The sequence below is a fragment of the Methylobacterium sp. FF17 genome (genome assembly GCF_025813715.1).
GTDB classification, from domain to species: domain Bacteria; phylum Pseudomonadota; class Alphaproteobacteria; order Rhizobiales; family Beijerinckiaceae; genus Methylobacterium; species Methylobacterium flocculans.
The window spans coordinates 3,540,299-3,559,890 of record NZ_CP107532.1; the positions used below are offsets into that span (position 1 = coordinate 3,540,299).

The window sequence follows — 19,592 nt, forward strand, 5'->3', positions numbered from 1 at the left end:
CCGGGCGTGCGGGACGCTATCGAATGGAAGGGACGGATGTCTCCGGTCTCGGGGCGAGACCCGGTGACGCGGCAGGCTCGGCCGGTGCTTGATCATCGCCCGGCGATGGCGCATCGCTGACGGCATGATCGCTTCTGCCGGCCGAGCGGCCGAGACGCATGACCTGTCAGACGACCCGCGGCGCATGGCGTCGGCGGCCCTGATGCCCCTGGTGGAGGCCATAGCGCTGCTGACGGGACACATCGCGGTGGTCCCTGCGCGTGCCGTATCCCTCTCGGAAGCAGTTGGCCGGATCGCGGGACGCGACATCATCAGCGAACGCGATGAACCCGTTCGGGCGATCGCCCTGCGCGATGGCTGGGCAGTGCGCGCCGACGATGTCCTCGGCGCCTCCCCCGATGCGCCGATCCTGCTCGCGCACGCGCTGGCCTGGGTCGAGTCGGGCGCAGCCATACCCGAAGGCACGGACGCCGTGGTCCCGCCCGAGGCGCTGGTGGGCCGCACCATAATCGCTGATGCGTCGGCCCGAGAGGGCACCCGCAGCACCGGCGAGGAAATCGCTGCCGGCACCTGCCTCGTCCCGGCGGGCCGGCGGATCACCCCGCTGCATTGTCTCGCGCTGGAAGCCGCAGGGATCTTGGAGGTGCCGGTCCGCGTCCCGTGCGTGCGCCTCGTCGTGACGGGGAGCCACGAGCCGGACAGCGTCTCGACCCTCATCGCGAACCTTGCGATCTCGGAGGGCGCCGCCATCACGGACAGGGTCGCCGTCGCGGCGACGCCGGAGGCCATCGCGGTAGCCCTACGTACCCCTGGGGCGGATGCCACGCTCGTCCTCGGCGGAACCGGCTTCGGGCGCGGCGACCAGAGTGCGGACGGGCTTGCCCGCGCGGGTAGCGTCCATGCCCACGGGATCGCCCTGAGGCCGGGTGGCACGACCGCGTTCGGAGAGGTCGGCGGCCGGCCTGTCCTGCTGCTGCCGGGGCGGCCGGACGCGGCGCTCTCGGCCTTCCTGACGCTCGGGCGCCCGCTCCTCGCCGCGCTGGCGGGCGCAACGGCGAGCCTTCCGGCTCGGGCGGCGCTGTCGCGCAAGATCACCTCGACCATCGGGCTCAGCGAGATCGTCTTCGCCCGGCGCGAGCAGGACGCCATCCTGCCCCTCGGCGGCGCCGACCTTCCCCTGCATCGCCTGATCGAGGCCGACGCCGCGATCCTGGTGGCGCCACAGGCGGAGGGATATCCGGCGGGGACGCCTGTCGAGGTCCTGTCCCTGTGAGCGAGACCCGCACCTTCGCCGAGCGGCTGGCCCAGGCTGCCCGTCAGCAGCAGTTCCTCGATGTCGTCAGCCGCGAGGCGGCCATCGCGCGCTTCCGCACGGCGGTGCCGCACGCGACCCTCGGCCCCGAGACCATCCCGCTCGACGATGCGCTTGGCCGCGTCCTGGCACGGGACGTCGCCTCGCCGATCGACGTGCCGCCCTTCGACCGCGCCCTGGTCGACGGCTTCGCCCTGCGCGCCGCCGACGTCGCGGGCGCCAGCGAGGCGGACCCGCGCGCTCTCACGCTCAACCGGGAAATCCTCGCCTGTGGCGTCGCCCCGAACGTGAGCGTCGCGCCCGGCACCGCCACGCCGATCGCGACGGGCGGGATGATCCCACGCGGGGCAGACGCGGTGGTCATGGTCGAGCAGACCGAATTCGACGCCGAAGCGATGTCCGTCGATATCGTGCGGGCCGCGCGGCCGGGGCAGTTCATCGGCTATGCGGGCGCCGACATGGCCTTCGGCGAGACGGTTCTGCGCCGGGGCAGCCCCGTAACCGCCCGCGAGATCGGCATGCTCGCCGCCTGCGGCCTCGACAGCATCGACGTGGTGCGCCGGCCCCGGGTCGCGGTCCTCTCCACCGGCGACGAGCTCGTGGCGGCGGGCGCGGCGCTGCGGCCGGGAGCGATCTACGATTCCAACGGCCCGATCCTGTCCGCCGCGATCCGCGAAAACGGCGGCGCGGTCCTGCCGCTGGGCATCGTCCGCGACGACGAGGCCGCCCTGGAAGCGGTACTGCGCGAGGCCATGGCGACGAGCGACCTCGTCGTTCTATCGGGCGGCACCTCGAAGGGAGCGGGCGACGTTTCCCACCGCATCCTGCAGCGCCTCGGCGCTCCCGGCATCCTCGTTCATGGCGTGGCGCTGAAGCCCGGCAAGCCCCTCTGCCTCGCGGTCGCGGACGGCACGCCGATCGTGGTGCTGCCCGGTTTTCCCACCTCGGCGATGTTCACCTTCCACGACATCGTCGTCCCCCTGATCCGCGCGCTTGCGGGCCTGCCACCCCGGGAGGAGACGAGCGTGACCGCGACTCTGCCCCAGCGCGTGGCCTCGGAGCAGGGACGGACCGAGTTCGTCATGGCCTCGCTGGCCGAAGCGGAGAACGGCCTCGTCGCGCTCCCGCTCGCCAAGGGTTCGGGATCGGTCACCGCCTTCTCGCAGGCCGACGGCTTCTTTGCCGTTCCGGCCGAGCGTTCCGGGCTGGAGGCCGGCGAGGCGGTGTCCGTCACCCGTCTCGGGGCCGGCCTGCGCCCGCCCGATCTGACCATCATCGGGAGCCACTGCGTCGGCCTCGACCGCGTCGTCGGCCGCCTCGCCGAGCGCGGGTTTCGCGCCCGGACCCTCTGGGTCGGCTCCGCCGGCGGGTTGGCCGCCCTGGGACGGGGAGAATGCGATCTCGCCGCGATGCACCTCCTCGATCCCGAGACGAACACCTACAATCGGCCGTTCCTGGCGCCGGACATGCTCCTCGCACCGGGCTGGGGTCGCCTGCAGGGTCTCGTCTACCGGCCGCGCGATCCGCGCTTCGAGGGGCGGGATCTCGCCGAGGCGGTGGCCGAGGCACTGGCGGACCCGGATACCGTCATGGTCAACCGCAACGCCGGCTCGGGAACCCGGGCCCTGGTGGATGGCCTGCTGAAGGGCGATCGGCCGCCCGGTTTCTTCAACCAGCCGCGATCGCACAACGCCGTCGCGGCTGCCGTCGCACAGGGACGGGCGGATTGGGGAGTGGCCATCGCCACGGTCGCGCGAGCCTACGGGCTCGGCTTCCTGGCTCTCACGGACGAGCGCTACGACCTCGCCTATCAGGCGGCGCACCGCGACCGCCCGGCGCTCCGCGCCTTCCTCGGCCTCTTGGACGAGCCCGAAACCCGCCGCGACCTCGCGGAAGCCGGGTTCACGCCGGGAGAGGCCACATGAACCCGGCGCGCGTCATCGGCCTTGCCGGGTGGAGCGGGGCGGGCAAGACCACGCTGCTGGCGCGCCTGATCCCGGTGCTGGTGGCGCGCGGACTGCGCGTCGCCACGATCAAGCACGCCCATCACGCCTTCGACGTGGACCATCCGGGCAAGGACTCGCACGTCCACCGGACGGCCGGGGCGTCCGAGGTACTCGTCTCCTCCGCGCGGCGATGGGTTCAGATCCACGAGATCGGCGATGCCCCTGAGGCGACCCTGCCCGATCTCCTGCGCCGCCTGTCCCCCTGCGACCTCGTGGTGGTGGAGGGCTTCAAGCGGGACGCGCACGCCAAGCTCGAGGTGTACCGGGCCGCCAACGGCAAGCCGCCGCTGCACCCGGGCGATCCCCGCATCGTCGCGGTGGCGAGCGACGAAGCGCAGCCGCAGGCCGGCGTGCCCGTGGTCGATCTCGACGCGGTCGAAGCCATCGCCGACTTGGTGCTGACCCTGGCGGAGCCGATGGAGACGGCGCTGGCGCGCCTGGAGGAGCCATGGCCCAGCTGACCGACGATTGCTTCGCCTTCGGCGGCACCCTGATGCGCATCGAGGAGGCCGTGGCGCTGATCTCCGAGCGCCTGCCGGTGCTGGCCGGCATCGAGGAGGTGCCTCTGGCCGAGGCCGACGGGCGCATCGCTGCGGAACCCGTCACGGCCCTGCACGACGTCCCGCCCTTCGCCAATTCGGCGGTCGACGGCTACGCGGTCCGCCACGCCGTTCTGGCGATGGACATGGAAACGACGCTGCCCGTGATTGGCCGGCTCGCCGCCGGGGCCTCACCTGACGCAGTCACCACCGGCGATGGCGCCATCCGCATCTTCACGGGCGCGCCGATGCCGGCGGGCACCGACACCGTGTTCATGCAGGAGGATGTCCGCCGCGACGGCGACGCCGTGATCCTTCCGGCGGGCCTGAAGCGCGGCGCGAATGCGCGGGCGGCCGGCGAAGACATCACGCGCGGCGCCTGCGCGATCCCCGCCGGCCGGCGCCTGCGCCCGCAGGATCTGGCGCTCGCCGCCGCCACCGGGCATGACCGGATCACCGTGCGGACGCGCCTGCGCGTCGCCCTTTTCTCCACCGGGGACGAACTCACCGAGCCGGGCGAGCCCCTCGGCCCCGGCGCGATCCATGATTCCAACCGTGTGATGCTGGCCGGACTGCTCGCGCGCTTCGGGGTGACGGTGACCGATCTCGGCATCCTGCGGGACGAGCCGAAGGCCCTGGCGGCGCGGCTCGCGGAGGCCGCGCGCGACTACGACCTGATCCTGACCTCGGGGGGCGTCTCCACCGGCGAGGAGGACCACGTCAAGGCGGCCGTGGAAGCGACGGGCTCGCTGATGTTCTGGCGCATCGCGATCAAGCCGGGGCGTCCCGTGGCCATGGGCCTCGTCGCCGGGACGCCCTTCGTGGGTCTGCCGGGCAATCCGGGAGCGGTCTACGTCACCCTGCTCTTCGTGGTGCGCCCGCTCCTCGCGCGCCTGGGCGGCGCGACGGACGCAGCCCTCATCGGGCTGCCGGTGCGCGCGGCCTTCCCGTACAGGAAGAAGGCCGGGCGCCGGGAGTTCGTCCGCGTCTGCGTCGCCACCGCCGCCGATGCGGTGCTCGAAGCCTGGAAGTACCCGCGCGAGGGGGCCGGCGTCCTCACCTCGCTGACCGAGAGCGACGGTCTCGTCGAACTCGGCGACGCCGTCACGGCCGTGGCGCCGGGCGACATCCTCACCTTCTATCCGCATACCGCGCTCTGGTAGGCCAGGGTTGGCGCCGCGTAGCCCGGCGTAGCCCCGGCAGCCTCTGCGACGGCACCGAGCAACTGCCCCAGCGTTCCGAGCGGCGATGCATCGGCACCGGGGTCGCCCCTTCCGCGCACCGCGAGGAAGTAGGTCTCCCACCCGAGGGAGTGGAACGCCAACCCGAACCGCGCCGCCACGCCCGGCGTCCCCATCCCGACATCGGCCGAGCCCGTCGCAATGAGGGCCGCGACGGCCTGATGGGTGAACTCCTCGGTGCCGGAGCCCGGAATCGACTCCGGGGCGAGGCCAGCCTCCGCGCAGAGCCTTTCGAACCAGATCCGCGTGCCGGCCCCGCGCTGGCGATTGACGAACCGCAGTCGCTCCCGCGCGATGTCACTGACGGAGGCGACCCCGTGCGGATTGCCGGGGGGCACCATGAATCCTTGTTCCCGGTCGAAGAGCGGGTACACCGCGATCTCGCGATCGACGAACAGCGCGTCGAACGGGGCCGGGGCCGGCGTGCGCGCGCCGTAATGGAACCCCGCCGCATCCGCGCTGCCAGCCCGAAGGCGCGCTAAGGCATCGAGACTGCCCGCTACGTTGAGTTCGACATCCGGGAGCCCAGCGGCCGCATCGATCAGAAGCGGGTCATGGCTGGCCGCGAGCCGCAAGCGCCTCGAGGCTGGAGCCGCCAAGCTTCGCAATGCGTCGGTCAGGCGTGCTTCCTCTGACGCAAGCACCGGACCGAGCCTCTGCATCGTCTCCGCGAGGCTCGCATGCATCGCCCGACCGTAGGGCGTCAGGGTCGTACCGTGCCCCTTCGTCTTCACCACCACCCGATTCCCCAGCGCGCCTTCAATGGCGCCGAGTCGGCTCCAGGCCGAACGGTAGGAAATCTCCAGCACCCGGGCCGCGGCGAGGAGGGAGGGCGTCCGCGCGAGGGCATCGAGAAGCGCGAAGGTCGGTCCGAGGGACAAGCCCTGTACGTCGCCGTCAGCCTGCAGCGTTACGCGCATCGGCAAGTCCTTTCCTATTGATTTGGCTCGTTGGGACGTATCATCGAAGCAGGGCAAGCACAGCCCGGTGATGATGCTCCAGACGTTCCAAGAGTCGTTCGCGCGTCTCGCCACCCTCGACAGGGAGGTGGTCGCGATCGCTTGGCTGTCCTTGCGGGTCAGCCTGAGCGCCGTGGCGATGGGCCTTGTCCTCGGGATCCCTGCGGGGGCGCTCCTCGCGGTCGCAGCGTTCCCGGGACGCGGTGTCCTCGTTGGATTCCTCAACGCCTTCATGGGCCTGCCACCGGTGATCGTCGGGCTGGTGCTCTATCTCGTGCTGTCCCGCTCCGGCCCCTTCGGCGCCCTGGGGCTGCTCTTCACGCCGAACGCGATGGTGGCGGCGCAGGCGGTGCTGGCGACCCCCCTCGTGGCCGCCCTGACCCGTCAGGTGGTGGCAGATGCCGACGCGCATCTCGGAGAACAACTGCGCTCGTTGGGCCTGTCGGCGCCGCAGCGGGCGCTGGCGCTCATCTACGACACCCGGTTCTCACTGGTGACGGCCGCGCTCGCGGCGTTCGGACGGGCAATTTCCGAGATCGGGGCCGTGCTGGTGGTGGGCGGGAACATCGATGGCCACACCCGTACCATGACCACCGCGATCTCCTTGGAGACCCAGAAGGGCGATCTCAGCCTCGCCCTGGCCCTGGGGCTGGTGCTCATCGGGATCGTCATCGCGGTCAATGCCGTGGCGTCGCTGCTGCGCGGGCACGCCGCCCGCGCCTACGGCTGACCGCGATGCCGGGCCTCCTCCTCGACCAGCTCGTTCTGCGCATCAACGGCGCCACCATCCTCGACGGCCTCAGCGCCGTCATCCCGGGATCGGGCATCACCGCCCTGATCGGGCCGAACGGCGCCGGCAAGAGCGTGACCCTGCGGGTGATCGACGGCCTGCTTCCGCTGAACGGCGGCCGTGTCACGGTCACGAGTGCTGGACCCGTGCGCCGGGCCTTCGTGTTCCAGCGGCCGGCCCTGGTGCGCGCCAGCGCGCTCGCCAACGTCGCCCTGGGCCTCGTCCCCCTAAAGCTCGCGCGCGCCGAGCGTCGAGCCAGGGCCGAAGCCGCCCTGGCGCAGGTCGGCCTTTCCGACCGGGCAGGGGATCCGGCGACACGCCTGTCCGGCGGCGAGCAGCAGCGGCTCGCCCTCGCCCGAGCCTGGGCGGTGGAGCCGGACCTTCTCCTCGCGGACGAACCGACCGCGAATCTCGATCCCACCGCCACCGAACGGATCGAGGCGTTGATCCAGGACATGGCCGCGCGCGGCACCAAGGTCGTGCTCGTCTCGCACAATCTCGGACAGGTCATGCGCCTTGCCGGCGACGTCCTCGTCCTGGCTGGGGGCCGCGCCGTCGAGCACGGGCCCACGCACGGCGTCCTCACATCCCCCCAACGGCCCGAAACCCGGGCCTACCTCTCCGGAGAACTGCCTTGGACCTCCTTCGCCGAAGCTTCCTAGCCCGCGCCCTCCTCGCATTCGGGGTCCTCGGCGGCCTGGGGACCGCACCCGGGGCCCGGGCCGAGCCGGCCTCGATCGTCGTGGCCTCCACCACCTCCACGGAGCAATCGGGCCTGTTCAAGCACCTGCTGCCGGCCTTCGAGGCCAAGACCGGCATCGCCGTGAAGGTGGTGGCCCTCGGCACCGGCCAGGCCCTCGACGCCGCCCGGCGGGGCGATGCCGACGTGGTGTTGGTGCATGACCGCCCTGCCGAGGAGAAGTTCCTCGCCGAAGGCTTCGCGATGCAGCGCCAGGACGTGATGTACAACGACTTCGTCCTTGTCGGCCCTAAGGCCGATCCGGCCCGGGTCAGGGGCAATGACGTCGTCGCGGCATTCGGCAAGCTCGCGGCCGCCAAGGCACCCTTCGTCTCACGCGGTGACCGCTCCGGCACGCACAGCGCCGAATTGCGCACCTGGAAAGAGTCCGGAATCGACCTCAATGCCGTGAAGGGCGAATGGTACCGCGATGTCGGCCAGGGCATGGGCCCCGCGCTCAACGCCGCGTCGGCACTCGACGCCTATATCCTGGCGGATCGCGGGACGTGGCTGTCCTTCAAAAATCGCGGCGAACTCACGATCCTGGTGGAGGCCGATAAGCGCCTGTTCAACCCCTACGGCGTCATGCTGGTGAACCCGTCCAAGTATCCGTCCGTGAAGGCGAAGGAGGGGCAGGCCTTCGTCGACTGGCTGGTCTCGCCCGAGGGTCAGGCCGCGATCGCCAGCTACAAGATCGCCGGCGAACAGCTTTTCTTCCCGAGTGCGTCTCGGTAGCCAGCCGGGATCAGCGCCGGGGCGGCGGTCCCGCTTGCCGCTGCCGGGCCACGTACCAGAGTCCGAGGGCGAGCACCGCCACGACGAGGCTGAGCCAGACCCAGTTGAAGTCCGTCGCGGCGGCGTTCGAGGCCGAGGAGTTCGAACCGGCCGGGCCGGTCTCCTTGATCGCCGGGGCCGGGTTCGTGGCCTGCGCGAAGACCTGGGACGCCGTGCCGGTCCAGGCCAGAGCCGTCATCGTCAGCAGGGACATGCGTGTCATCGGAGCGACTTTCTCGAACATCCTGCCTCGAACGCTTGGGACTCGAACTCTTGAGAAACCTACGGACCTATTGTTTCGCCTGACGTCCGGCCTCGTACCGGAAGGCCGGCGCGGCATTGAGCTGTGCCTTCGTCATCCGGATCTCGGCGTGGAGCGGCTCGCCGCCGGCCAGCACCGTGGCCCGCTCCGGCGTCGGCTTGTCGGCCTTGACCGATCCGGTTTCGTCGGTGACCCGCCCCGTGTGCTTGCTCTCCACCGCACCGAGCACGTCGCGCGTGGTATTGGCGCCCGGCATGGTGTCGGGTCCGACCTGGGCCGCCGCCGCAGGACTCGGCGCGGTCTCTGGCGTCGTCACCGAAGTCGGGCCGGAGGTGAGGGGAACATCCTTCAGGTTCCAGGCGAGCTGGTCATAGGGCACGGCCACCAGCTTCTCGCCGAGGCCCAGGAATCCGCCGACGCCGATCACCACGGCCTCGATGCGCCCGTTGGCACCCACCAGCAGGTCCTCGATCGAGCCGACGCGGACATGGTCCATCCCGATGACGGGCAGGCCGATCACCTTCGAACCCCGCAGGGCGCCCGGTGCCGGGGAGGCGAGCGACTGGACTGCGCCTTCGCCGGCCTGCTGGGCCCAGGCGGGCACGGTACCCGGAAGTGGGCCGGCGGTGAGGCAGAGGGCGAGGAGGGCTGAGTTCAGCAGGCGGTTCGACATCAAGGTTTCCACACGACGGGCCGCGTCGCACATCGCGAAGGACCGATGAACAACGCCGCGACGCGCGCCGGAGTTCAGCGCGCAGCGAGCCGGGCAGGGCACCGGATTTGACTCTTCGGCGGCGACAGGGCTGATCTCCGCGCAGATCCGATGCTGTTCAATTGCCTCTCCGACGACCTGTTCAAGCCACTGGCGTCACCGAGCCGGGCCTTCAACGCGGCCCTGCTGCTGCACCTCCATGCACGGATCTTCGGGGATACCGCCGAGCCCCTGCGCAAGAGCGAAGTCCTGGCCGCGATCGGCGACTTCGCAGCGGACCACGTGGGCAGTCAGATCGCCGACGATGATGCGACCCCCACCGACCCGGTCGAGCGGCGCTCGGTGGTCTATCGCCGCCTGCTCGATGCCGGTTGGCTCGTGGAGCGGCGCGAGCGCTACGTACCCGTGGTGGAGTTCGATCCCGAGGCGCGCATCCTGGTGGAGGAACTCGCGCGCCTGAACCGGGGCGAGACGCGCTCCTACGGCGGAGCGGTGCTCGACGTCCTCGGCAGCCTCGAGAGCGCCATCGCCAATCCCTCCGAGCGGTCCGAGGCCCTGGTCAATGCCGCCAAATCCGCGCGGGCCTTCCTCAGCCACCTGCGGAGCCTGGCCGGCTCGATGCGCAAGAGCGAGGAGCGCATCCTGCGCGAGGCCGATCACGGCGCGGCCTTCCGGCTCTACTTCGAGGAGTTCGTGGCGCGCCACCTCGTGAGCGATTACCGGACGCTGCACACCCGCCTCAATCCATTCCGCTTCCGCTCCGGCATCGTGCGCGAGGCGGGAAGGGCGTTACGCGATGCCCTCACCCTGCGGGCTCTGGCCGAGGCTGGATTGCGGGAGGGCCGTGCCGCGACCATGGAGGCCGCAGAGCGCGCGGTGCGCACAGATCTTGCCGAGATCTTGTCGATCTTCGAGGGACTCGACCGGCACCTGGATGCGGTCGCGGACATCGTAGCGCGCCTCGAACGACGAATCGCGGCGGCGTTACGCACCCTCGACCACCGGGATTCCGACCGGATCGAGCGCACCGCCGCCGCCCTGCGGGCCGTCGCGCTGGCCGACGACGACCTGTCTGGGCTACCGGACACGCAGGTCTCGCTCCTGCGCCCACCTATCGGCGAGCCGCACTGCTATGCGCCGCGCTTGCGCCGACCCCCGATCGAGTCGGAGCCCCTGCCGGAATTCGAGCTCGACCCCGCCATCGAGGCTTTCATCGCCGCCAAGGATGCCTTTCGCCTGCGGGTCGCGGTGACGCCCGACCGGATGGTCGAATTCATCGAAGCGCGGCTCGGGCGGGGCAAGGCGATCCGGGGCTCGCAGATCACCATCGCGGACGTGGACGACTTCGTGGTGTTCCAGCGCCTGCGCGAGGTCGACGTGCTGTTCGACGGTTCCTTGCGCGGCCGCTATCGCCTCTCGCGCGTGGAGGGCCGCGTCGCCAACGGCTGGCTCGACTGCCCCGACTTCCTGCTGGAGCGGCTGACGGGAAGAACGCCCTGACCACGCTGATGCAGGGACATGCCGGTACAGGGCGCTGCACTGTCACCGCCGCGTTTCCGCGAAGTGTTGCCAGGGACGAGGATACCGAGGACTTGACATCACCCTTGGCAAAGCGCCGGACCGGGTTCATCCTGCCTGTCTGTCACGCACGCAGATGCGGACAACGCGGGAGCGTACGCCCATGAACAATGGAACCCTGAATTCCGGCAAGTGCCTCATCAAGTCGGCCTGGATCGCCGCCGAAGTCGGGCGCGAGCGCAGCGAACGCGTCCTCGTGGTCGAGACCTACATCGCCGTCAGCCCGCTGGAGCCGAATTACGACCCCGCCCGCTACGAGGCGATCGTCGCGGAGGTGCGGCGGGTTCTCGCCGCAAACCCGTCCCTCGACCGGGCCTCGATCCTTAGCATGCACCGCGACACCGCCTGCCTGTCTCTGTTCCGGGCTACATCGGCCGTAGCGGCCTGAACGCTGTCGGACCCGATTTGGCGCAGGCACGATCCGGCGGGTAAGGACCGGGACGCACGCGGGCGCCGGCCCGCCCCCTGGACGAGACCCGCATGCTCGAACCCTTTCGCGCCATCGTGGATGGCGAGGAACCGCCGCCGCCCGGCGCCCGCGCGCCCTCCGAAGAGGAGCTGACCCGCGCCCTTCAGGTGGTCCTGAAGAGCCAGTGCATCTATGCCGGTACCCCGGGGATCGGCCGCTCCTACGAACTGGCCCGACATTATACACCGTTCTTCCAGGCCTACTTCGCCTGCCTCGGCTACCGCTTCGAGGTGGCCCATCGCGACCAGATGGTGTGCCTGCGGGTTCCGCTCGACGGCGTCCGGCACGATGCCCAGGGCGAGCGCCTGCGCAAGGACGAGACCCTCGTGCTGCTCGCCCTGCGGCTGGCCTACGAGGAAGGATTGCGGGCGCACCAGGTCACCACCGAGGGCGTGGTGGAATGCACCACCGACGACCTCGCGGAATCGATCCGCACGGCCACCCGCAGCGACCCGCCTGAGGAGACGCGCCTCATCGAAATCCTCCGCCTGTTCGCGCGCAAGGGCGCCCTACGCCTCGGCGAGCGCGACAAGGTCGAGAAGATCACCCCCCTGATGGTGATGCCGGGCATCGCCGTCCTGTCGCCCGACACCTGGATGGATCAGGTCCGCGCCTGGGGCGCGGCGCGCGGCGAGGAGGACCTGTAAGCGCGCGTTCCGCGCAGCGTCCGGTCCCCAGCCTCGGACCGGACGCAGCTTGCATCCTCGGCCCAGGGCGTCCATGCGAAGGCCACATCGCCGAACCGGGATCAGATTCGAAACGCCGTGTATCGCCTCACCGACATCGTCCTGTCCAACTGGTACCTGATCCGCCGCGAGCAGATCCGGATCCGAGGCGCGGCTGCCCTGGTGGGACCGACCGGGGCTGGCAAGTCGACCATCTTCGACGCCGTCGGCACGGTGCTCGCCGGCAACAACGCGAGCCGGCTCGCCCTCAACGCCTCCGCCTCGGGACGCAGCGCCCGCACGGTGCGCGACTATTGCCTGGGTTGGATCAGCGATCCCGCCGAGGGCGGCCGCCCCACCCGCGAGGCCTGCGAGAGCCTGATCGTCCTCGTGTTCGAAAACGAGGCCACGGGCCGTGTCGTCTCGGCGGGACTGGCGCTGGCGGCCCGCGCCGAGGAGAGCCGCGAGACCACGCTGTCGCGCTTCGTCCATGTGGGGCACCGCTTCGAGATCGCGGATTACGTGCGCGAGGCGCCCGCCGGCAGCTTCGTGGCGCCCTGGGCCGAGATCGCCAAGGATCTTCGCACGCGGGGAACGACCTTCGACGAGTTCCGCGCCTCGGGCGAACGGTTCACGGCGGAACTCCTCGGGCTGCTGCGGGAGGGCTCGGCAGCGCCGGAGCCACGCCACTTCCTGCGCACCTTCTCGAATGCGGTGGCGTTCAAGCCGATCTTCGATTCCTCCGCCTTCGTCCGCTCCTTCGTCCTCGAACCGGAACCCCTGGACGTCGCGCGTATCCGTCAGTCGGTGGAGAACTGGCGGCGCCTGCGCGAGACCATCGAGGAACTCGAACGGCGCCTCGCCCATCTCACTCGCATCCTGTCGCGCTACGAGACCTGGGCCGAGGCACGCCTGTCGGCGGTGCTGAACGAGCTTCGCGCGGCCGACGCGGACCTGCGCCGCCGTATCCTCGACCATGTCGGCGCCCGCCAATCCCTGAAGGACGTGGCGGAACGCCTGCGCATCGCCCGTGAGAGCGTCGCCACGAGCCAGGGCTTCGTGCGCGAGATCGACGGCGAGATCGCGGCCAAGAAGGCCCTCATGGCCGGCACGGGCGCCGAGGGACGCCTCGCGGCCTCGAATGCCGGACTCGCCATGCTCGCACGCGACCGGCGCGATCTCGCCGCCCGCGTCGCCGACCTCGTGGGCATCGTCCTCGACGCCGGGAAGCTCGCAGTGGTGGCGGGGGAGATCCGCCGGATCTCGCCGGACGTCGCGAAGCTGGTGGAGGCCTGCGCCCGTTCCGGGCTGCGGCGCGAGGCCAATCCGGAGGAGACCCTGCGCGCGGACGGGCCCCTCGCCGCGCTCCTGGCAGGCCTCGCGGCGGCGCCCGAGATCGCCACGCCTTTGGAGCGCGCCGCCGAGGACGCGGCCCTGCGGGCCCGTGCGCAGGAGAACGAAGCGCAATCCCGTGCGCCGGCCCCGAGCGCGGGGCGAGGTTCGAGCGTCCCGCGCCTGTCCTCGGACGTGTCCGGCTTTCGCGACGAACTCGCGCGCCTCGGAATCGACGCGACCCCGATCTGCGAGCTTGCCGAGATCGTCGACCCGACCTGGGGTCCGGCGCTGGAAGGCCTGCTCGGGGCCGCGCGCGAAGCCCTGGTGGTCGAGCCCGATCGGCTCAACGCGGCCTTCGCCCATCTGGAGGCCCGCAAGAGCCAGTTCTACCGCTGCATCCTCGTCAAGACGACCGACACCGCCCGCCGGCGCGGAGGGGCGCGTGACGATGACGGTCCGCTCGGCCTGATCGAGACCCGTGATCCGCACGCCCAGGCATTCCTGGCCGCGCGGCTTGGCGGCTACGACCTCGCGCCCAACGACGCGGCGCTGGCCCATATGAACCGGGCCGTGGCGCCGAGCGGGCGCTCGACCTCCGGCATGGCCTATTCGGTGGTGCGCCCGGTCCAGCTCATGATGACGCGTGGCCATCGCGGCCCCACCGCCGAGAGCCGCCAGGATTGGGAGCAAGCCGTGGCCGAGGCGCGCCGTCTGCGCGCCGAGGCCGACATCCGCCGCGAGGCCGCCCGCATCGCCGCAAGCCTGAAGAGCCGCATGGACGGCGCCCGCCTCGACCTGACCGAGCTTCGTGCCGAAGCCGACGGGCTCGAAGGCCGGCGCCGCAGCCTCACCACCGAGCGCGACAGCGTGGAGAAGGCCGATACCGGCGTGATCGAGGCCGAACTCAAGGAACTGATGAAGGAACGCTCGGCCTATCTCACCGAGCTCGTCCAGGTCCTGGAGCCCAAGCGCGACGCGTTGCTCGGAGAGGAAGCCGGCCTGAAGGCCCGGGTCGCCTCCACCCGTGATCTCGTGCGCGCCGCCCTCCAGGCGCGCCGGACCGCCCATGCCCGCTGGAGCGGCGGCGACACCGTGCGCATCCCTCTGATCCAGCCCGAAGGCTTCGATCCGCAGGCCGTATCGTCCCTGCGGGCGAAGCGCGCCGAACTCGAACCGAAGGCCCTGGCGAGCCTTGCCCAGACGACCCGCGCCGCCGCACGGGACGCGACCGAGACCGCTCGCACCCAGGGGCGCGCGGCGGAGCGCGATCTCGCCGAGTACTGCGTGCAGTGGCGCATCGAAAACCCGCTCGGCAATGGCGAGGCCCCCGCCTCCTTCGGCTATGCCTGGGCCAAGCGCGCCCATGACGAGGTGGCGGGCCACGAGTTGCGACGCTACCGCGACCAGGCCCTGCGGGCGGAGGGCGAGATGCGCCGCCTGATGATCGAGGATCTGCTGACCCGGCTCGCCGACAAGTTCGAGCGGGTGCGCGCGCGCCTCGACGCCCTGAACGAGCGCCTGTCGAGCCAGACCTTTACGGGACAGACCTACGCCTTCGAGGCGGAGGTGGACCGCCGCTACGCCGCGGTCCACGCGCTCGCCACGGAGGTGGCCCGTTCGCCGGAAGCCGCCCAGGCGATCCTGCCGGGGGAGGGCGTCCCGGAGGACGGCCCCCTGGCCGACGCCATTGCGGAGATCACCGCGCTGATCGGCGGCGAAGAGAGTGCCGCGCGGCTTGCCGACTACCGCAACTACTTCGTCTACGAGATCGGCATGCGTGACCGGGCAGGCAACCGCACCACCATGTCGAACCGGGCCCTGCGCGGTTCGGGCGGCGAAGCGCAGGCACCGTTCTACGTGGCGATCGCCGCCTCCCTCGCCTCGGCCTATTATCCCGGCGACCGCCCCGGGGACGAGAACCCGGGGCTGGGCCTGTGCCTCCTCGACGAGGCCTTCTCGAAGCTCGACGTGCGCAACAGCCAGGCGCTGGTGGACCTCTACCAGGCCTGGGGCCTGCAACTCCTCATCGCCGCCCCGGAGGACAAGCGCACCACGCTCACCGAGGTGATGGACACCATCGTTACCGTCTACAAGAACCCGGATCTCACCTCGGTGCGCATCGAGGCCGAGCATCCGCTGGAAGCCGCAAAGCGGGCGCTGGCGGCGATCAACCCCGAGCGCCAGGGCATCGAAGGGTTCCGTCGGCCAGACGCGGCGGCCTGAGACGGCCCCGGCTCACCGCGACTGCCTGGCGATCCTGCACCGCGTCATCGGCCGAACGGCACGCGTCTGCGCGACGCCGAAATAGGAGCTGCCATTTTCCGAGCGATGCATGACGGCATTTGCCGACTCGCACTCAGGGTTCGAAGCGCACGGGAGAGCTGAAGGTCACCGCCCGGCGCGCGACGCGTTCGGGGAAAGGACGCATCCGCGTTCCGATCACCGGCGTGGGAGGGACGGCGATGGCCGGGCGATCCGGGCCACCGGCCCATCTTCCATCCCCCCGACAACGAACGACGAGGCTTACACCTCGCGAGCGATCATCATCTTCTTGATTTCGGCGATCGCTTTCGCCGGATTCAGGCTCTTCGGGCAGGTGTTGGCGCAGTTCATGATCGTATGGCAGCGATAGAGCCGGAACGGATCATGCAGCGCGTCGAGACGCTCACCGGTGTTCTCGTCGCGGCTGTCGATCAGCCAACGATAGGCCTGGAGGAGGGCGGCAGGGCCGAGGAAGCGGTCGCCGTTCCACCAGTAGCTCGGGCAGGAGGTGGTGCAGCAGGCGCAGAGGATGCACTCGTAGAGGCCGTCGAGCTGAGCACGGTCCTCCGGCGTCTGCTTCCACTCGCCCTCGGGGGCGGGGGTCTCGGTCTGGAGCCAGGGCTCGATCGAGGCGTGCTGCGCGAAGAAGTTCGTCAGGTCGGGGACGAGATCCTTCAGCACCGGCATGTGCGGCAGGGGGTAGATCCGCACCGCGCCGGTCTTCTTGCCCTTGGCGTGCTCCTGGCACTCGTCGATGCCCATGGTGCAGGCGAGCGCGTTCTGGCCCTCGATGTTCATGGCGCAGGAACCGCAGATGCCCTCGCGGCAGGAGCGGCGGAACACCAGGGTCGAATCGACCTTGCTCTTGATCCACAGCAGGGCGTCGAGGACCATCGGACCGCAATCGTCGCGGTCGACCTGATAGACGTCCACGCGCGGGTTTTTCCCGTCATCGGGATTCCAGCGGTAGATCCGGAATTCCTGCAGGTTGTTGGCGCCCGTGGGCCGAGGCCAGGTCTTGCCCTCGGTGATCTGGGAGTTCTTGGGAAGGTTGAACTGAGCCATGGTTTGGCGTGCCTAAATCCGTCTCGTGAGAACCAGTCCGGGAAACGACGCAGGTCGTCGCTTCAGTACACGCGGGCCTTCGGCTCGATGTACTGGATCTCGTTCGACATCGTGTAGGTGTGCACCGGGCGGTAATCGATGTTCACCTGCTGGGCCTTCTCGTCGAGCCACGACAGGGTGTGCTTCATCCACTCCTTGTCATCGCGGTCTGGGAAGTCCTCGCGGGCGTGGGCCCCACGGCTCTCCTTGCGGTTGGCCGCCGATTCCATGGTCACGACCGCCTGACCAATCAGGTTGTCGAACTCCAGGGTCTCGAGGAGGTCGGTGTTCCAGATCAGCGAGCGATCGGTGATCTTGATATCGGCCGCGCCCTGCCAGACCTTGTGGATGAGGGCCTTGCCCTCCTCCAGCACTTCGCCGGTGCGGAACACGGCGCAGTTGTTCTGCATCGTCTTCTGCATCTCGGCGCGCAGCTCAGCCGTCGGCGTGCCGCCGGCGGCGTAGCGGAAGCGGTCGAGGCGGGCGAGCGCCTTGTCGGCGGAATCCTTCGGCAGCTCCATCTGGCGCGCGCCCGGCTCGACGATCTCGGCGCAGCGCAGGCCGGCCGCCCGGCCGAACACCACGAGGTCGATGAGCGAGTTCGAACCGAGGCGGTTCGCTCCGTGCACGGAGACGCAGGCGGCCTCGCCCAGCGCCATCAGGCCCGGCACCACCGTATCGGGGTTGCCGTTGCGCAGGGTCAGCACCTCGCCGTGATAGTTCGTAGGGATGCCGCCCATGTTGTAGTGCACGGTCGGCAGCACCGGGATCGGCTCCTTGGTGACGTCGACGCCCGCGAAGATCTTGGCGGATTCCGAGATGCCCGGCAGGCGCTGGTGAAGAATCGCCGGATCGAGGTGGTCAAGGTGCAGGTAGATGTGGTCGCCGCCCTTGCCGACGCCGCGCCCCGCCCGGATCTCCATGGTCATCGACCGGGAGACGACGTCGCGGGAGGCCAAATCCTTCGCGGAGGGCGCGTAGCGCTCCATGAAGCGCTCGCCCTCCGAATTGGTGAGGTAGCCGCCCTCGCCGCGCGCGCCCTCGGTGATCAGGCAGCCGGCGCCATAGATGCCGGTCGGATGGAACTGCACGAACTCCATGTCCTGCAGCGGCAGGCCGGCGCGCAGCACCATGGCGTTGCCGTCGCCCGTGCAGGTATGGGCCGAGGTGGCCGAGAAGTACGAGCGGCCGTAGCCGCCGGTGGCGAGAATCGTCATCTGGGCGCGGAAGCGGTGGATCTCACCCGACGCCTGGTCGATGGCGATGACGCCGAGGCAGCGGCCGTCCTCGTCCATGATCAGGTCGAGGGCGAAGTACTCGATGAAGAAGTTCGTGTGGTTCTTCACCGCCTGTCCGTAGAGGGTGTGCAGCATCGCGTGGCCGGTCCGGTCGGCCGCCGCACAGGTGCGCTGAGCGGTGCCCTTGCCGTAATCCGTGGTCATGCCGCCGAAGGGACGCTGGTAGATCTTGCCTTCCTCGGTGCGCGAGAACGGCACGCCCCAGTGCTCGAGCTCGTAGACGGCGGCCGGCGCGTTGCGCACGAGGTATTCGATGGCGTCCTGGTCACCGAGCCAGTCCGACCCCTTCACGGTGTCGTACATGTGCCAGCGCCAGTCGTCGGGGCCCATGTTGCCGAGCGAGGCCGAGATGCCGCCCTGGGCCGCCACGGTGTGCGAGCGGGTCGGGAACACCTTCGAGATGCAGGCGGTCCGCAGGCCCGCCTGGGAGCAGCCGACGGTGGCGCGCAGGCCCGCGCCGCCGGCGCCGACCACCACCACGTCGAAGGTGTGGTCGTTGATCGTGTAGGCCGGGGTGCCGTTCGTTCCGTTACTGGCCATGGGTTCGTCCTTCAGGCGTCTCGGATGCGGGGAGGGTCAGACCAGTCGGGAAAGGCTCACGCGAAGGATCGCGTAGAGGCAGGCGACGGCGACGATGACCGCGTAGAAATTGTTGGCGAAGAAGGCCGCGAGCTTCAGCCCCTTGTCGTGCACGTAATCCTCGATGATGACCTGCATGCCGATCCTCATGTGGAGCGTGACCGAGATCACGGCGAGGATCAGAATGAGAGCAACCAGCGGGTGCGACATCAGGGCGACCGCCTCCGGGTAGGGACGGTTGGCCATCAACGCGACGATGACGACGAAGGCCACCATCAGGGGCGCGTTGGCGGCGGCCGTGAGGCGCTGCATCCACCAATGGCTCGCGCCGTGCCCGGAGGCCCCGAGGCCCTTCACCCGGGCACGCGGGGTGCGCATGGTGACGTTCGTGTTCTGGCGGTTATCGACCATCGAAGCGGCTCCTCAGCGCAACGTGAGGGCGAACGCCCAGATGAGTACGGTCAGGATCACGGAGCCGATCAATGTGCCGCGCGCCAGCCACATGCGGCGCTCGCGGTCGAGACCGTGGCCGAAATCCCAGATGAAGTGCCGGATGCCGCCGAGCATGTGGTGCATCAGGATCCAGGTGTAGGCGAAGAGGACCAGGCGACCTACGATGGAGCCGAAGAACCAGGCGACCGTGCCGTAGGCGGACGGTCCCGAGGCCAGCGCCACGAGCCAGATCGCCACGAGGGCTGTACCGCCGTAGAGGGCCGTACCGGTGATGCGGTGGAACACCGACATCGCCATGGTCCAGGTCCAGCGATAGATCTGGAGATGGGGCGAGAGCGGCTGGGCGACCGTGGGGCGGACGGTTGGAGCCATCGTGCGTGTGGTCCTCGACAGGGAAGCGACATCTGGTTTGAGACGCCGCCAAGAAAAATTTGGATCGTCTCTAAAGTGCTAGCGGGCATGCGCCAATGCGCAACCGCTCTTTGCCGCAGCGCACATGCGACACCGGATGGAAT

Annotated in this window: 18 protein-coding genes; 11 read left to right on the forward strand and 7 right to left on the reverse strand. The window is 70.0% G+C overall.

The features are described from left to right. The first annotated feature begins 184 nt into the window (after positions 1-184). From OF380_RS16710 to OF380_RS16725, 4 genes are read left to right on the forward strand one after another with little or no spacing between them, the layout of a single operon-like run. Positions 185-1,273, forward strand: a complete 1,089-nt coding sequence (locus OF380_RS16710; protein ID WP_264045888.1) for a molybdopterin-binding protein — start codon at positions 185-187, stop codon at positions 1,271-1,273. Then, a complete protein-coding gene (locus OF380_RS16715) occupies positions 1,270-3,237 on the forward strand; it encodes a molybdopterin biosynthesis protein (RefSeq protein WP_264045890.1) in 1,968 nt (655 codons plus the stop codon). Before OF380_RS16710 ends, OF380_RS16715 begins: the two co-directional genes overlap by 4 nt. Then, positions 3,234-3,779: a molybdopterin-guanine dinucleotide biosynthesis protein B gene (mobB, locus tag OF380_RS16720; protein ID WP_264045892.1), complete on the forward strand. Its 546-nt coding sequence runs from the start codon at positions 3,234-3,236 to the stop codon at positions 3,777-3,779. Before OF380_RS16715 ends, mobB begins: the two co-directional genes overlap by 4 nt. Further along, positions 3,767-5,020, forward strand: coding sequence for a molybdopterin molybdotransferase MoeA (locus tag OF380_RS16725; protein ID WP_264045895.1), 1,254 nt, complete (start codon positions 3,767-3,769; stop codon positions 5,018-5,020). Before mobB ends, OF380_RS16725 begins: the two co-directional genes overlap by 13 nt. Here the strand turns inward: OF380_RS16725 and OF380_RS16730 are convergent. Further along, the gene (locus OF380_RS16730) at positions 4,996-6,018 is read right to left on the reverse strand and encodes a substrate-binding domain-containing protein (protein ID WP_264045896.1); all 1,023 of its coding nucleotides are present in this window, start codon (positions 6,016-6,018) and stop codon (positions 4,996-4,998) included. The genes OF380_RS16725 and OF380_RS16730 overlap by 25 nt on opposite strands. Before the next feature lie 73 nt (positions 6,019-6,091). Here OF380_RS16730 and OF380_RS16735 point away from each other — a divergent pair, with 73 nt between their 5' ends. The 3 genes from OF380_RS16735 to OF380_RS16745 are packed head-to-tail and all read left to right on the forward strand — an operon-like array spanning position 6,092 to position 8,321. Beyond that, complete coding sequence (locus tag OF380_RS16735; protein WP_264051359.1) at positions 6,092-6,787, forward strand: ABC transporter permease; 696 nt, start codon at positions 6,092-6,094, stop codon at positions 6,785-6,787. Next, positions 6,784-7,509: an ATP-binding cassette domain-containing protein gene (locus OF380_RS16740; protein WP_264051360.1), complete on the forward strand. Its 726-nt coding sequence runs from the start codon at positions 6,784-6,786 to the stop codon at positions 7,507-7,509. Before OF380_RS16735 ends, OF380_RS16740 begins: the two co-directional genes overlap by 4 nt. Next, positions 7,482-8,321 carry an extracellular solute-binding protein gene (locus tag OF380_RS16745; protein WP_264045898.1) on the forward strand — a complete coding sequence of 280 codons (840 nt, stop codon included), beginning with the start codon at positions 7,482-7,484 and terminating at the stop codon, positions 8,319-8,321. Before OF380_RS16740 ends, OF380_RS16745 begins: the two co-directional genes overlap by 28 nt. A gap of 10 nt (positions 8,322-8,331) precedes the next feature. On the opposite strand, the gene OF380_RS16750 is transcribed toward OF380_RS16745, so the two are convergent. Then, positions 8,332-8,583 (reverse strand): hypothetical protein, encoded by a 252-nt coding sequence (locus tag OF380_RS16750; protein WP_264045900.1) that lies wholly within the window; start codon positions 8,581-8,583, stop codon positions 8,332-8,334. A 67-nt stretch (positions 8,584-8,650) separates the two neighbouring features. Further along, positions 8,651-9,295 carry a PRC-barrel domain-containing protein gene (locus OF380_RS16755; protein ID WP_264045902.1) on the reverse strand — a complete coding sequence of 215 codons (645 nt, stop codon included), beginning with the start codon at positions 9,293-9,295 and terminating at the stop codon, positions 8,651-8,653. Positions 9,296-9,445: 150 nt separating this feature from the next. Between OF380_RS16755 and OF380_RS16760 the strand changes: the two genes are divergently transcribed. From OF380_RS16760 to OF380_RS16775, 4 genes are all read left to right on the forward strand, one after another. Then, a complete protein-coding gene (locus OF380_RS16760) occupies positions 9,446-10,834 on the forward strand; it encodes a Wadjet anti-phage system protein JetA family protein (protein WP_264045904.1) in 1,389 nt (462 codons plus the stop codon). Between the two features lie 181 nt (positions 10,835-11,015). Next, positions 11,016-11,300 carry a hypothetical protein gene (locus OF380_RS16765; protein WP_264045907.1) on the forward strand — a complete coding sequence of 95 codons (285 nt, stop codon included), beginning with the start codon at positions 11,016-11,018 and terminating at the stop codon, positions 11,298-11,300. A gap of 92 nt (positions 11,301-11,392) precedes the next feature. Continuing rightward, positions 11,393-12,028 carry a DUF4194 domain-containing protein gene (locus OF380_RS16770; RefSeq protein WP_264045909.1) on the forward strand — a complete coding sequence of 212 codons (636 nt, stop codon included), beginning with the start codon at positions 11,393-11,395 and terminating at the stop codon, positions 12,026-12,028. Positions 12,029-12,145: 117 nt separating this feature from the next. Then, complete coding sequence (locus tag OF380_RS16775) at positions 12,146-15,604, forward strand: SbcC/MukB-like Walker B domain-containing protein (protein ID WP_264045911.1); 3,459 nt, start codon at positions 12,146-12,148, stop codon at positions 15,602-15,604. Between the two features lie 300 nt (positions 15,605-15,904). Here OF380_RS16775 and OF380_RS16780 read toward each other — a convergent pair whose 3' ends face one another. The 4 genes from OF380_RS16780 to sdhC form a co-directional block, all read right to left on the reverse strand. Further along, positions 15,905-16,708 carry a succinate dehydrogenase iron-sulfur subunit gene (locus OF380_RS16780; protein ID WP_056474864.1) on the reverse strand — a complete coding sequence of 268 codons (804 nt, stop codon included), beginning with the start codon at positions 16,706-16,708 and terminating at the stop codon, positions 15,905-15,907. A 62-nt stretch (positions 16,709-16,770) separates the two neighbouring features. Beyond that, on the reverse strand, positions 16,771-18,585 hold the full coding sequence (gene sdhA / locus OF380_RS16785) for a succinate dehydrogenase flavoprotein subunit (RefSeq protein ID WP_264045915.1): 1,815 nt from the start codon (positions 18,583-18,585) through the stop codon (positions 16,771-16,773). A gap of 36 nt (positions 18,586-18,621) precedes the next feature. Next, positions 18,622-19,035 (reverse strand): succinate dehydrogenase, hydrophobic membrane anchor protein, encoded by a 414-nt coding sequence (gene sdhD / locus OF380_RS16790; protein WP_264045917.1) that lies wholly within the window; start codon positions 19,033-19,035, stop codon positions 18,622-18,624. Between the two features lie 12 nt (positions 19,036-19,047). Beyond that, entirely contained in the window at positions 19,048-19,449 is a 402-nt protein-coding gene (gene sdhC, locus OF380_RS16795) for a succinate dehydrogenase, cytochrome b556 subunit (RefSeq protein ID WP_264045919.1), read from the reverse strand. Positions 19,450-19,592 lie beyond the last annotated feature (143 nt).

Bases quoted from the DNA above. Each gene is read 5' to 3' on its own strand.
- OF380_RS16710 (WP_264045888.1), top strand. From the start codon at position 185: ATGGCGTCGGCGGCCCTGATGCCCCTGGTGGAGGCCATAGCGCTGCTG.
- mobB (WP_264045892.1), top strand. From the start codon at position 3,234: ATGAACCCGGCGCGCGTCATCGGCCTTGCCGGGTGGAGCGGGGCGGGC.
- OF380_RS16725 (WP_264045895.1), top strand. From the start codon at position 3,767: ATGGCCCAGCTGACCGACGATTGCTTCGCCTTCGGCGGCACCCTGATG.
- OF380_RS16730 (WP_264045896.1), bottom strand. From the start codon at position 6,018: ATGCGCGTAACGCTGCAGGCTGACGGCGACGTACAGGGCTTGTCCCTC.
- OF380_RS16735 (WP_264051359.1), top strand. From the start codon at position 6,092: ATGCTCCAGACGTTCCAAGAGTCGTTCGCGCGTCTCGCCACCCTCGAC.
- OF380_RS16750 (WP_264045900.1), bottom strand. From the start codon at position 8,583: ATGACACGCATGTCCCTGCTGACGATGACGGCTCTGGCCTGGACCGGC.
- OF380_RS16755 (WP_264045902.1), bottom strand. From the start codon at position 9,295: ATGTCGAACCGCCTGCTGAACTCAGCCCTCCTCGCCCTCTGCCTCACC.
- OF380_RS16760 (WP_264045904.1), top strand. From the start codon at position 9,446: ATGCTGTTCAATTGCCTCTCCGACGACCTGTTCAAGCCACTGGCGTCA.
- OF380_RS16765 (WP_264045907.1), top strand. From the start codon at position 11,016: ATGAACAATGGAACCCTGAATTCCGGCAAGTGCCTCATCAAGTCGGCC.
- OF380_RS16770 (WP_264045909.1), top strand. From the start codon at position 11,393: ATGCTCGAACCCTTTCGCGCCATCGTGGATGGCGAGGAACCGCCGCCG.
- OF380_RS16780 (WP_056474864.1), bottom strand. From the start codon at position 16,708: ATGGCTCAGTTCAACCTTCCCAAGAACTCCCAGATCACCGAGGGCAAG.
- sdhA (WP_264045915.1), bottom strand. From the start codon at position 18,585: ATGGCCAGTAACGGAACGAACGGCACCCCGGCCTACACGATCAACGAC.
- sdhD (WP_264045917.1), bottom strand. From the start codon at position 19,035: ATGGTCGATAACCGCCAGAACACGAACGTCACCATGCGCACCCCGCGT.
- sdhC (WP_264045919.1), bottom strand. From the start codon at position 19,449: ATGGCTCCAACCGTCCGCCCCACGGTCGCCCAGCCGCTCTCGCCCCAT.